We start from the raw sequence: 12,628 nt of genomic DNA on the forward strand, positions 1-12,628 counted from the left end.
CGCGTTCCGGGTCCCAGCGCCGGACCACTCTCGCCGGCGCGCCGGCGACCACGGCGTGGTCGGGGACGTCACCGCGCACGACCGAACCCGCCGCCACCACGACGTTGCGGCCCAGGCGCGCCCCGGGCAGCACCACCGCACCGTGTCCGATCCAGCTGCCCGAGCCGATCTCCACGGGGGCCGTCCTCGGCCACTGCTTGCCGACGGGCATCTCGGGATCGTCGTAGGAGTGGTTGGTGGAGGTGACGTAGCAGTACGGCCCGAAGAAGACGTCGTCGCCGATCGAGACGGAGGTGTCCGCGATGACGTGGCTGCCGCGCCCCAGCACCACGCCGTTGCCCAGCCGCAGCACCGTCTCGGGGCCCAGCTCCAGGTCGGGCATCATGCCGGCGGTGAGGGTGACGTCGGCGCCGATCACGCAGTGGTCGCCGAGCTCGATCCACGGTGCGCCGAACACCGTGCCCTGCGGGAAGGCGAGCCGGGTGCCGACGCCGATGCGGCGGAACCGGTAGGGGCCGGGGCGGTCGGCGGTGACGGCACCGGCCCGCTGGGCCCAGCGCCAGGTGCGGTGCACGGCCCGGCTGAGCAGCGGGGACAGGGGGTTGCGTCGGGAGCACACGTGTTCACCGTAGTCGGCGGGGCGCGGCCCCGCCGACGGGCCCCGGGTGATGCCGTCCCGCCCCGGTGGAGTCGACCGGGAGGCCGATCAGCCCTCGTGGGCGGCCCGGTGCGTCCTCGCCAGTTCCACGTACATCGCGGCGTTGAGACGGAGGTGCTCCCGTTCCTCGCCGGTCAGCTCGCGGCGCACCTTGGCGGGCACACCGGCCACCAGGGAGCCGGGCGGCACCCGCATGCCCTGCGGCACCAGGGCCTGCGCCGCGACCAGCGATCCGGCACCGATCCGGGCGCCGTTGAGCACGGTGGCGCCCATGCCGACCAGCACGTCGTCCTCGACCGTGCAGCCGTGCAGCACCGCGTTGTGGCCCACGGAGACGCCTTCACCGACGGTGACCGGGAACCCGGGGTCGACGTGCACGGTGCAGTTGTCCTGGATGTTGCTCCGGGCCCCGATGACGATCGGGCCGCAGTCCGCGCGCAGCACGCTGTGGTACCAGACGCTCGCCTCGGCGGCCATCGACACGTCCCCGACCACCACGGAGGTCGGCGCGGCGAACGCCTCCGGGTCGAGCTGCGGCTCGCCGCCGCCCACCGCCGCGATCAGTGGTCCCTGTGTCATCGCCCGCTCCAAGGTTTCCGCTCGGTCGTCCTACGGCACAGCCCGGCGCGCCGGACGGTCGTTGCGGCGCCCCGGGGCGTCCACCGTGGTGCCGGGGAGCGCCGGGGCGCCGGAGCTGACTCGGGGCCGACGCTCAGTCGACGGCCAGCACCGGCTGCCGGGCGTCGGTGATCTCCTCGACCTGCCGGTCGGCGTACTTCTTCGCGCGGCGCTTGATGAGGGCGAACGAGCAGAGCCCGACCAGCACGGCGAGCACCAGGCCGATCCAGGAGAAGCGCTTGAGCCACTCCTCCGCGACCACACCGGCGTAGTAGACGACCGCGGTGGTACCACCCGCCCACAGGATGCCGCCGGGGATGTCGGCCAGTGCGAACTTCCAGTACGGCATGCGCAGCACACCGGCCAGCGGCCCGGCGAAGATGCGCAGCAGCGCGACGAAGCGGCCGAAGAAGACGGCCCAGGCGCCCCAACGCTCGAAGGAGCGTTCGGCGAGCGCGACGTTCTGCGGCGAGAAGTGTTTGGGGAACTTGCGCCCCAGCCAGCCGAAGAGGGGTCTGCCCCCGCGACGGCCGATGAGGTATCCGAGGGTGTCGCCGACGCAGGCGCCGAAGGTGGCGCAGATGCCGACCCACAGCGGGTCCACGTAGCCCTGGGAGGCCAGCAGCGCCGAGCTGACAAGAATGATCTCTCCTGGCAGCGGCACCCCGAGCATCTCGACGAGGATGACCACCGTCAAAAGCGAATAGACCGCCACCGGCGGAATCGTCTCCAGCCAGCCCTGGATGTCCAACGCTGATCCTCCCCGTCAGTACCGCTTCCCGGCGTGCGCCCGGACGCGGGTACACACGCCGGGAAGCCTAACCGATCCGGCGAGGTCAGCTGTTCGGGCGAAGGGTCCAGACGATGACCATCTCGCCGGTGACGGCGCCGTCCTCGCGGGTGATGGCGACGTTGACGGGGAACTCGGGGCGCTCGCCCGCGTCGAGTTGCGCCACCACCTCGGCTGCGGGGCGGCCGAGTTCGGCGGTGGCGGTGACGGGCCCCATGGCCAGCTTGCGGTAGCCGATCTCGGCGCTCACCGCGAGCGGCACGGCCCGTGAGAGCTGGTCCCCGAAGGCGGCGAGCACGATGGCGCCGCTGGCCGACTCACCCAGGGTGAACATGGCCCCCGCGTGCGGGCCGCCGACGTGGTTGTGGAAGTCCGCCTGGTCGGGCAGCCGGACGACCGCGCGGTCGGGGCTGGTCTCGACGAACTCCAGGTTGAGGGTGCGGGCCATCGGCACGGTGGCCGCCATCATCTCGCCGACGGACGGCTGGTTCTCTGACATGCCCGAACATTACCAGCGAGTAGCTTGTGGGGGCAGGTGTGCCGGCGGGGAACGGGAAGAGGCACCGCCCCCGCGTCCACCGTGGTCCGGACCGGCCCTGCGGGGCGGGCTCTGCCCTCCGGGCGGGCTCGCCGCGGGAGCCGCCGTCAACGCAGCGGCGCGAAGGGAGCGCGGCCGTCCTGGCCGTAGTAGGCGTGCACCAGCGAGATCCTGGCGACCCGCCGGCCTTCCGCCACCGCGCGCTCCGCCGCGTCCCGCCCGGTGAAGCCCCGCTGCTCCCGTTCGTACTCCACGAAGGGCTCGACGGCGGGCGGGGCGTACAGGCCGCGCAGGCCGTCGCTGTCCCGTGTCAGCGTGACGTCGAGACGGTCGCGCGTCCGCGGGTCGTGGTACTCGTACCGCTCCGACGAGGAGCGGAACCCGGGCGGGAACGGCACCCATGAGCCCCTCCAGCGGTCGTCCGACAGCGCCTTCCGCCATTCCCCGCCCACCGTCCGCAGGTTGCCTTCGAAGGCGACGTACCGATCCAGCCGCCACTGGCAGCGCAGCGGGCCGGCGGGCTCCCCCTCGAAGGGAGGATGACGCAGGCAGTGGTCCGCGGCCGCCTCGCCGAGCAGCCGTGGCGCACCTGGCAGGGCGTCGACGATCTCCTCCAGGCGGCGTTCGCTCTCCGCCTTCGCGCTGCGGCTCGCCGTGTCGACCTCACCTGTCCGCGACAGGACGTCCATCGGAGCCGCCAGCCACACGTAGCCGTACCAACCCGCCGCGGCCAGGACCGCAAGGACCGCCACCACCGCGCCCGTGACGGCGATCCGACGCCGCGTCGGCGATCCCGTTCTCCCTGCCACTCCAGCACTCCCCCGCTTCCGTGTCGCCGGGCGGGCGCACCTTCGCGCGAAGCCGAAGGGACAACCACCTGGCCCGCTCACCCGGACACCACCACGCTAGGGCCCGAGGTCCGCGGGGCCGCAGGGGGGAGTCAGCCGGCCGGGATGACGAAGGGCCTGACACGCCAACTCGGCTTCGCCGCCACACTGAACCCCAGCCCGCAGAAGGGACGGTGACCGCGTGATCATCGGGGTTGTGTGGACTCCTGAAGATCGTGCGGTGGCAGCAGGCCGCAGCGTAGGCCCCGCCCGCTGGCAGGCGATGCCTCAGGGGAGCTGGAAGGCGTCGGCCAGGAGTGCTGTCTGCACGTCGAGGAGGCCGGCGGGATCGTGGCCCATGCCCGTGAACTGACCCGCGACCTCCAGGCTCACCGCGCCGTGCATCTGCGACCAGGCCATCACGGCTCCGGTCAGTGCGACAGCCGCCGCGGGGGCATCGGCCGGAAGCTCTGTCCACTGCCCGACCCAGGCAGCGACCTCCGGATCATCGGACAGCCACGCCCTCGGGCCGTCCAACAACGGGTCCACCGCAGCCAGCGGGCGTCCCTCGGCGAAGGTGGTCAGGAACGGCCCCAGGGCCGATCGTGCCTGCGAGAGGGTTTCGGCCGGTGCGGTGAAGTCCGCCACCGGGGTGCCCTGGATGAGCAGGTACAGATGCGGCTGCGCCACCGCCCACGCGCGGTAGGCCCTGGTCAGAGCGTGGAGAACGGTGCGACCCGGCCTGTCGGTGTCCACCGCGTGGACGGCCTCGGCCACGCCCCGGTAGGCGTCGAGCACCATTTCCGCGAGGAGGTCGTCACGGCTGGCGAAGTAGCGGTAGAGCGCCGGGCCGGACATCCCGATCTCCTTGGCGATCCGCAGCAGCGCCACGCTCTCGACGCCGCCGACGGCGAGCTGGCGGACCGCCGCTTCCTTGATCTCCGAGCGAGTCCGCTCCCGGTACCGCTCACGCGGACTGCTCACACGCGCTGCCATTCCCCGCCTCCTGCTGACTCCCCGGGCACTCCGCGTTCGGCTTCCCGGCCGTGGCCCCTGTCGGACCGGGCCCGGTGTATCGCGAACGCGTCACCCTATCGCTTCCGCTACGCCGCCGTCATCCTCCCGGTCCCTGCCGGGAGGAGGACGGCGGCGTGCCTTGGGTCGAGTGGACGCGGGTCAGCCCTGCGACCGGGCGGCGAGGAAGGCCCGATACCACTCCAGGGTCGCCTTCAGGGTGGTCTCGATCGGGGTGGGCTCGACGCCGAACCTCTGCTGGAAGGCGCTGGAACTCATGACCTGCGGTTCCGTGTGCTGGTAGAACAGCTCGGCGTAGGAGTTCATGAACGTCTCGTCGAACGGACCGAAAGGGCGCGGCTCGTCCATCGCGACGGTCCGCAGCGGGTGGCCCACCAGGCCGCCCAGCATGCCGAAGATCTCCCGCGTCGTACGGGCCGGGGCGGTAGGCAGGTGCCAGACGCGGCCGTCGCCATCCGGGTTCTCCCCGAGTGTGGCCAGACCGCGGGCGACGTCGAGAATGTTGCTGTAACTGTGCTTGAGGTCGATGTTGCCCAGCGCCAGCACGTCTTCGCCCATGAGCACCGCGGGGAAGACGGCTCCGCCCATCGTGGAGTTCAGCACGCGGGGTCCCACGAAGTCAGCCGAGCGGCCGAGGGCCACCCTCGCGCGGCCCTCCTTGTGGGCGCTGAGGTAGTTCTCGTCCAGTGCGGCGCGCATCCTGCCCTTGGCGGTGGTCGCCCGCCAGGGGGTGTCCTCCGTCATGACCTCGCCATGGGTCTCGCCGTACGGGTACAGCGTGTCCAGCACGACCAGGCGGGCCCCGGTGCGCTCCACCGCGCCCAGGACGGCCTCCGTGATGCCGGGCATCACGTCGACCTGAAGGTGATAGGCGACGTTGACGCAGTGGTACACGACGTCTGCGCCTTCGATCGCGGCGAGCGCCCCCTCCACCGTGCCGACGTCGCCGGCGACCCGCTCGACACCCTCCAGCGGCTCACCGGAACCCGCCCGGTCCACGAGCCGCACCGTCCGCCCACGCCGCACCAGCTCCAAGGCGACCGAGGTGCCGGCGGGACCGGCTCCCAGAACGGTGTGGCGCGAACTTTGTACTGCGGCCATGACGAAGTCCTTTCGGGACGGGAGGACCGGAGAACCTCACCGCTACTTACACTCGCTTACGTTATACACCGTAACTACTGTGCTGGAGCCTCGCAAATCTGACGAGGCTGACGGAAGACGAGGGGGTCGAGGCGGGCCGGTGCGCCGGACCGTGGGGAATCGCTCCCGGCGATGCCTCGGGTGGGGCCAGGCTGCGCAGAGCCGGGGGCCGGGGAAGGGTGGCCGGCTTCCTTGTGGGCGCGGTAGGCGCCGAGTGCGGCGAGGATGGCGGGTGCCAGGTCGTCGACGATGCGCAGCACCAGGCCCGGAGCGGGCCGTGACGTGTTCGGGGATGCGGTGGGTGGTGTTGTCGGGGCGCGGGCCCGCAACGCATGGGCGGATCGGCCGCGGCGCGGACCGAGGGCGCCTTCAGGACGGTCTGCGCGGGCGGTTCAGGCCAGGCCGGTCGCGCTCAGGTCGGTGCGGAGAGTTGCCGCCACGTCCGCGGACAGTCGCGGGATCTCGTCGAGTCCCAGCGTGGACACGGTCACGCGCAGGCCCGGCCGTGAGCCCAGGCGGAAGCGAGCACCGGGCGCGACCGCCCACCCTCGCCCCAACAGCCCCACCACCGCCACGGTCTCGTCCGGCACCGGGATCCACACGTTGAAGCCGCTGCGCCCGTACGACCGGACTCCCTGCCCGGCCAGGGCACGGATGAGCGCCGCCCGGCGCACCCCGTAGAACTCGGCCACCCGCGTGCGGTCCGCCGCCTCACCGTGCCACAGCTGTGCGACGGTCCGCTGGAGCACGTGGCTCACCCAGCCGGCCCCGAGGCGCTGCCGGCCCCGCATCAGGTCCACCGTGTCGGCATCGCCCGTCAGCACCGCCAGCCGCATGTCGGGGCCGAGGACCTTGGTCACTGAGCGGATCACCGTCCAGTGTTCGGTGACCGGCCGCCCGCCCTCGGCGCAGAGCGGGTGGTAGGGCATGTCGGCGATGGCATGGCCGAAGTCGTCCTCGATCACCAGCACGTGGGGACGGGGCCTCAGCGCGTCGCGCAGTTCAGCCGCCCGATCCGCCCCCAGCGCCGCCCCGGTGGGGTTCTGCGCGCGTGAGGTGACGACGAGCGCGGCGGCCCCGGACGCCAGCGCGCGAGCGGCGTCGTCGGGCCGGGGCCCGTCGTCGTCGACGCCGATGCCCACCGCCCGCAGCCCCAGGGCCGGCAGGAGATCCAGCAGACTTCCCCAGCCCGGGTCCTCGACGGCCACCAGATCGCCGGGCCGCAGCCAGACGCGCAGGACGCGTTCGATGGCGTCGAGCGCACCGGATGTGACGGCGATCGGCCCGGGCGGCAGACCGTCCGCGAGGAACTCGCGCCGAACGATTTCCTTCAGCCGTTCGTCCACGGACGCCCGGCCGTAGAGGACGGGGTCACGCAGCTGCTCGGCAGCGGTGTGCCGAAGTGCCTCGGCCAGCGAGGGCAGTTGGTCTGCCGAGGGGTTGCCGTGCGACAGGTCGCGCGCGTCGCGGGGGAGGTCGAGCCGGGTCTTGTGGCGTGGCGTGTGGGCGGGCCGGGGCAGCACACGGCTGCCCCGGCGGCCGCCGGTCTCGATGACCCCCCGCTCCCGCAGAAGGCGGTAGGCGGAAGCAACCGTGTTGGGGTTGACGCCGAGTTCCGCGGCGAGGCCCCGCAGCGGCGGGAGTACGCTGCCCGGAGCGAGCACACCAGCCGCCACGGCCATCTCGACGCTACTCACGATCTCGGCGGCCCGCCGCCCTCGAATACGGTAGCCCTCTGACATGATGAGCATTCTGCACGACCGCGTCCTGTGGGGCACCGACCCGCCGACGAACCCGGGACGGGGCGGCAGTTCTCTTCGCGCCGACAGGTGGAGTGAAAGCAGATGCGCAACGCGCACGTTCTCATTTTTGACGCCGATGACACCCTGTGGGAGAACAACGTCATCTTCGAACGTGTCATCGACCGCTTTCTGGACTGGGTCTGCCCCCCGTCCGAGCGCGACCACGTACGGCCCCTCCTCGACCGGATAGAGGCCTCGAACGCGGTCTCGCTGGGGTACGGCGCGAACATGTTCCGGCAGAGCCTTCGGGACTGCCGGAAGGAGCTCCTCGGTCGCGCACTGAGCACCGACGACACCGATCGGATCGAGGAGTTGGTCACGCCGTTGCTGCACCGGACCATCGAGCTGATCAGCGGAGTCCCCGAGACGCTCGCCGAGTTGTCGAGTCGGTACGAGCTCCTGATGCTCACCAAGGGCGACCTGGCGGAGCAGCAGCGCAAGGTGGAAGCCTCTCAACTGGCTCACCACTTCCGGAGTATCCACATCGTCGGAGAGAAGAACGTCGACACGTACCGCGGGCTTGTGGGTGAACTGGGAGTGACACCCTCGGAGACCTGGATGATCGGTAATTCTCCCAAGTCGGACATCATTCCGGCCCGTCGCGCCGGTCTGAACACCGTGCATATTCCGCACGAGCACACCTGGGTGCTGGAGCACCAGGAGTTCGGGGATGACGAGGCGACATTGGCGCTACAGGCCTTCCCGGAGTTACTGAAGCACTTCTGACCGCCTCAAGGCTTCCGACCCGTCTGCCGGGGGCGGGCAGGTGTCCGGCAACTCCGGTTCGTGGGGATCGATATGATATCAATGATCTTCAAACTGGTTCGGCTCTGACATCTGCGACCGGGAGGTCCGTCATGTCCGACAACTCCGCTGGGCAGGGCACGGTGGACGTGGTCCTGGTCAAGGCGGGCCGCACCAAGATTCGCTACCCGGCCCAGTTGCTCGCGGACGACGGCACACGGATCACGGTCCGCGCCGACTGGGCCGCTCCGGGCGTACGGGATTTCGGCTTCGTACGCTTCGAGCCGGGCGATGTCTTCGTGGAGCGCTACTGGCGCGATCGCTGGTACGCGGTCAAGGAGGTGCGCGCGGCGGACGGCTCCCTCAAGGGCTGGTACTGCGACATCACGCGGCCGAGCGTCCTGGACGACGGTGAGCTCGTCGTCGAGGACCTCGACCTGGACCTGTGGATGTCCGCGGACGGCGGCACCGTGTTGCGGCTCGATGAGGACGAGTTCGCCTCGAGCGGTCTGCGGGAGCGTGATCCGCGGGCGGCGCGCAGCGCCGTGCACGCACTGAACGAGCTGGAGCAGGCCGCGAAGAGCGGTCGGCTGACCGCTCTGCTCGACTGATCCGGGGGGAACGCCCGGAGTCTCAGGCCTCGGCTGTGTCCTGGTGCAGGCTGGCGTGCAGGAACAGCGACTGGTCCGGGCACAGGCGGATGTCTACGGCCGCCGCGGCGATCAGCCGGCGATACGGCAGCCCGGGGCCGAGCACGGTCCAGACCCAGCCGGAGCCGGGCTCGGAGCGCCACTGCACCATGTCCGGCGTGGACAGGGTGCTCCACGGGAACCGGTGCCGCTGCTGCTGCGGCAGGCGACGGGCCAGCGGCTCGGGGGCGCCGGGCAGGTCAACAGCGATGAGCTGGTCGTACGCGTCGAACGTGAGCCACACCTTTCCCTGGTAGGTGATGTGCGTCCCGGTGTCGGGCGGCTGCTCCTGGTCGAGCGGCCGGACGCTCAGCTGACGGTTCACCGGGTCCCAGCGCGCGCCCGTCCTGGCCTCGCGGGCCAGGGGCGGGCGCGGCCCGAGGGGGGCGGTCACGACTGCTGCGCGCCGAACAGAGCGCTCACCGAGGCGTCGTACGCGGCACTGATCTCGAAGGCCTTCCCGGCGAGGCGAAGTCGGTGACTCAGGGGCACGGCCGAGGGTTTGCCACCGCCCTCCGCCAAGAGGTCGAGGACCTGTCCGTAGTCCTCGGGGTCACTCAGCGGGATGACATGTTCGCAGTTCTTCGCCGCGCCCCTCAGCATCGCCGGGCCACCGATGTCGACGCGCTCACGGAAGGCGGCCAGGTCCATGCCGTCGACGGGCTCCGGCAGGATGTAGTAGTTGCAGCACACGAGATCGACCCGGGGGATGCCGTACTCGGCGATCTCCTTCAGGTCCCCCTCGGTCTCGCGGGCGAGGATGCCGCCCATGACCGACAGGGTCAGCGTCTTGACCCGGCCGCCGAGGAGCGTGGGCACCCCGGCGAGCTCGGACACGCGGCCGATGTCGTGTCCCTCTGCTCGCACCAGCCGGTGGGTGCCTTCCGTCGCCACCACCTCCCAGCCGAGGCGCAGCAGCCCGCCGGCCAAGGTGGCGATGTTCCGCTTGTCGCTCGCTGCGAGGATGGCCAGCATGTCAGTTCCCCTTCTGGGCGGGAGTGGTGGCGATCTCGATCAGTGCGTCGCGGTGGGACCCCACCGACACGTAGCGCACGGGCACGCCGAGGAGTTCCTGGACGGTCTCCACGTACTGCCGTGCGGCGGGCGGCAGTTCGCTGAAGTCACGGGACTGGGAGATGTCCTCGTCCCAGCCGTCGATGGTCTCGTACACCGGCCTGGCACGGTCGAGTTCGGTCGGGCGGGGGCTGAACTCGGTGGTGGTGCGGCCGTTGTTCTCGTATGCCGTGCAGATCCGGAGCTCGCCGATGCCGGTGAGCTGGTCCAGGTTGGTGAGGGCGATCTCGTCGGCGCCCTGGATGCGCGCGCCGTAGCGGGTCGCCACCGCGTCGAAGGCACCGAGGCGGCGCGGACGGTTCGTCGTCGCCCCGTACTCGCCCCACTGGCGGCGCAGACGGTCGGCGCGTTCCTCGTCGAACTCGGTGACGAAGGGGCCGGCGCCCACGCACGAGGAGAATGCCTTGGTGACGCCCACGGTGCGGTCCAGGCGGGCCCAGGGCACACCGGCGCCGACCGGTGCGTGCCCGGCGAGGCAGTTGGAGGAGGTGGTGAAGGGATAGATGCCGTAATAGAGGTCGCGCAGAGCGCCGAGCTGTCCTTCAGCGAGTACGGTGGCGTCCTCGTCCAGCGCATTGGCCAGCAGGCCGCTCACGTCGGCGACATACGGCTCGAGGCGGGCCGCCGTCTCCTGGGCCCAGCGCTCGATATCGGCGAGGGCGAGCGGCCGGCCCCCGTAGATCTTCTCGATCCGTTCGTTGGCCCAGGTCACGACGGTGTCGAGACGAGAGGACAGGCTTTCCTTGTCGAAGAGTTCATGCACGAGGAGCGTCTTCTTCATGACGCGGTCGCCGTAGGCGGGGGCGACGCCCTTGCGGGTGGAGCCGTACCGGCCGTGTCCGAGCCGTTCCTCCTCGGCCGCGTCCAGGGCACGGTGGAAGGGGAAGCTGAGGGACGCCTGGTGGGAGACGAGGACCTGTCCGGTGGTCGTGCCCTGTGTGTCGAGGGCCGTCAGCTCATGCAGGACGCCTTCGACGTCGATCGTCATACCGGGACCGAGGACGCTGGTCACGTCCGGGCGCAGCACACTGCTCGGCAGGCTGTGCAGCTTGAACTTTCCAGCGTCGGTGTGCACGGTGTGCCCGGCGTTGCCGCCCCCGTGGTAGCGGACCACCACATCGGCGTCCGCTGCCAGGTTGTCGACCATCCTTCCTTTGCCTTCGTCGCCCCAGTTGAGACCCACGACCGCCATGAACACGTTGCCACTCCTCCGTATCGGCCTGCTGAGTGCCCTGAGTGTCCCGGTGCCTGAGCGGCGGCTCGGGCCGGGAGGGCGTTGGCGGCCGCCGGCAGGGCGTCGGCGACCGCCAGGAGAAAATAGTGTGCGGCGACCGGGCGGCGCTCCGAGGTCCCGCGGCGGCGCTGCCCGGTGTGGGCAGGGAAGCCGAGCAGGGGCGCCGGGCCCCGCAGGGGCCACCGCTTCGGCTCCGGCGGGCACGGGTGGGGTCCGCCTCCAGCGAGCGCCCGGGATGATCCCCCGTGCCCTCAGGGCCTGTGCCCTCAGGGCTGGGGGCAGGGTCACGATCGGAGCCGCCGGTGCCGGGGCGCGGGCCGCCGCGGTGGCGCCCGCGGAGATCCGCACGACGGAGCTGGTGAGCCCGGTCCGGGCCACGTGCGGCCACACGGGGACGCCGCGCCACCGCTTCGTCATGTCCAGGTCTCTCCCGTCGTGGTGGCGGTCAGCCCAGCAGGGCATGCCTGCGGTCGGCGACGCGGCCCCAGACCTCGGGGTTGAGCATGGCCGGCGGCTGCTTGCCGTTCAGGGCGGCGAGCAGCTGGTTGGCAGCCGACAGTGACAGTGCCCGCTTGGTCTCGACGGTGAAGTCAGCGATGTGCGCACTGAGTACCACGTTGTCGAGCTCGAGGAGCGGGCTGTCCTTGGGCAGCGGCTCGTCCTCGTACACGTCCAGGGCGGCGCCTGCCAGATGGCCCGAGCGCACCGCCTCGACCAGTGCGTCGGTGTCGACGACGCGTCCCCGGGAAGTGTTCATGAAGTAGGCACCGGGCTTCATCTGCCCAAAGGTCGTCCTGTTGAACATCTGCTCGGTCTCTTCGTTGAGTTCGGGGTGCGCGGTGACGAAGTCGGCCTGCGCCAGGAGGTCTTCGAGGCGTTCGACCTTGACCGCTCCCACCTCGGCCATCTTCTCGGCCGAGACGTAGGGGTCGTAGGCCAGTACGCGCATGAGGAATCCGCCGTGGGCTCGCCGGGCCATCCAGCCGCCGACGTTGCCGAGGCCGACGATGCCCATGACCTTCCCGGTGAGCTCGACGCGGTGGGTGGTCAGGCGGGCATCCCAGGCGGCCTCCAGGCCGTGGCGGTGCACGGCCGCGAGGCTGCGGGTGACCGTCAGAAGCAGTCCGAGCGCGTGCTCGGACACGGGCTTGCCACCCAGGCCGGGGTTGTTGGCGACGGCCACTGCGGCCTCGCTCGCCGCATCGATGTCGATGTTGTCGACGCCGCGGCCGCTCGACAGGACGGCGAGCAGATTGGGCGCCGCGCTGAGGAGTTCGCGGTCGATCCTGGCCGGGTAACGGGCCACCAGGCCATGGGCGTCGGCGACGGCGGCGAGCACGGCCGGCCGGTCCTCCTCGTCGACACGGCGGACATCGGCGTAGCGTTCCAGGAGCTCCTCGGCTTCGGCGGCGTACATCGAGCCGATGAGGACTACGTTCGGTCGCATGGCAGGGCCTCCTACGGAAGGGGAAGAAGGGG

General features: G+C 71.1%; 14 protein-coding genes. 2 read left to right on the forward strand and 12 right to left on the reverse strand.

Going from position 1 to position 12,628, the window contains the following annotated elements:
• The 8 genes from ACYVE9_RS02105 to ACYVE9_RS02140 all read right to left on the reverse strand — a co-directional run.
• Positions 1–619, reverse strand: a 619-nt coding sequence (locus ACYVE9_RS02105) for an acyltransferase (protein WP_461025948.1), incomplete at its 3' end; no start/stop codon positions are given.
• 87 nt (positions 620–706) lie between these two features.
• Complete coding sequence (locus ACYVE9_RS02110; protein ID WP_461025949.1) at positions 707–1,237, reverse strand: gamma carbonic anhydrase family protein; 531 nt, start codon at positions 1,235–1,237, stop codon at positions 707–709.
• A gap of 133 nt (positions 1,238–1,370) precedes the next feature.
• The gene (locus tag ACYVE9_RS02115; protein WP_461025950.1) at positions 1,371–2,027 is read right to left on the reverse strand and encodes a DedA family protein; all 657 of its coding nucleotides are present in this window, start codon (positions 2,025–2,027) and stop codon (positions 1,371–1,373) included.
• Positions 2,028–2,112: 85 nt separating this feature from the next.
• Positions 2,113–2,565 (reverse strand): DUF4442 domain-containing protein, encoded by a 453-nt coding sequence (locus ACYVE9_RS02120; protein WP_461025951.1) that lies wholly within the window; start codon positions 2,563–2,565, stop codon positions 2,113–2,115.
• Between the two features lie 146 nt (positions 2,566–2,711).
• On the reverse strand, positions 2,712–3,413 hold the full coding sequence (locus ACYVE9_RS02125; protein WP_461025952.1) for a hypothetical protein: 702 nt from the start codon (positions 3,411–3,413) through the stop codon (positions 2,712–2,714).
• Between the two features lie 306 nt (positions 3,414–3,719).
• Positions 3,720–4,427, reverse strand: coding sequence for a TetR/AcrR family transcriptional regulator (locus tag ACYVE9_RS02130; RefSeq protein ID WP_461025953.1), 708 nt, complete (start codon positions 4,425–4,427; stop codon positions 3,720–3,722).
• Positions 4,428–4,607: 180 nt separating this feature from the next.
• Positions 4,608–5,567 (reverse strand): NAD-dependent epimerase/dehydratase family protein, encoded by a 960-nt coding sequence (locus ACYVE9_RS02135; RefSeq protein ID WP_461025954.1) that lies wholly within the window; start codon positions 5,565–5,567, stop codon positions 4,608–4,610.
• A gap of 431 nt (positions 5,568–5,998) precedes the next feature.
• A complete protein-coding gene (locus ACYVE9_RS02140; protein ID WP_461025955.1) occupies positions 5,999–7,357 on the reverse strand; it encodes an aminotransferase class I/II-fold pyridoxal phosphate-dependent enzyme in 1,359 nt (452 codons plus the stop codon).
• A gap of 93 nt (positions 7,358–7,450) precedes the next feature.
• Between ACYVE9_RS02140 and ACYVE9_RS02145 the strand changes: the two genes are divergently transcribed.
• Together ACYVE9_RS02145 and ACYVE9_RS02150 are read left to right on the forward strand one after the other, a co-directional pair.
• A complete protein-coding gene (locus ACYVE9_RS02145; protein ID WP_461025956.1) occupies positions 7,451–8,134 on the forward strand; it encodes an HAD family hydrolase in 684 nt (227 codons plus the stop codon).
• 131 nt (positions 8,135–8,265) lie between these two features.
• Positions 8,266–8,763, forward strand: a complete 498-nt coding sequence (locus ACYVE9_RS02150) for a ribonuclease FAU-1 family protein (protein WP_461025957.1) — start codon at positions 8,266–8,268, stop codon at positions 8,761–8,763.
• A gap of 22 nt (positions 8,764–8,785) precedes the next feature.
• On the opposite strand, the gene ACYVE9_RS02155 is transcribed toward ACYVE9_RS02150, so the two are convergent.
• The 4 genes from ACYVE9_RS02155 to ACYVE9_RS02170 all read right to left on the reverse strand — a co-directional run bounded on the left by ACYVE9_RS02155 (position 8,786) and on the right by ACYVE9_RS02170 (position 12,596).
• Positions 8,786–9,235 (reverse strand): hypothetical protein, encoded by a 450-nt coding sequence (locus ACYVE9_RS02155; RefSeq protein WP_461025958.1) that lies wholly within the window; start codon positions 9,233–9,235, stop codon positions 8,786–8,788.
• Positions 9,232–9,816 carry a hypothetical protein gene (locus ACYVE9_RS02160; protein ID WP_461025959.1) on the reverse strand — a complete coding sequence of 195 codons (585 nt, stop codon included), beginning with the start codon at positions 9,814–9,816 and terminating at the stop codon, positions 9,232–9,234. Before ACYVE9_RS02160 ends, ACYVE9_RS02155 begins: the two co-directional genes overlap by 4 nt.
• A 1-nt stretch (position 9,817) precedes the next feature.
• Positions 9,818–11,107 (reverse strand): adenylosuccinate synthase, encoded by a 1,290-nt coding sequence (locus ACYVE9_RS02165; protein WP_461025973.1) that lies wholly within the window; start codon positions 11,105–11,107, stop codon positions 9,818–9,820.
• A gap of 487 nt (positions 11,108–11,594) precedes the next feature.
• On the reverse strand, positions 11,595–12,596 hold the full coding sequence (locus tag ACYVE9_RS02170; protein ID WP_461025960.1) for an NAD(P)-dependent oxidoreductase: 1,002 nt from the start codon (positions 12,594–12,596) through the stop codon (positions 11,595–11,597).
• Positions 12,597–12,628 lie beyond the last annotated feature (32 nt).

The organism is Streptomyces sparsus, from assembly GCF_054776295.1.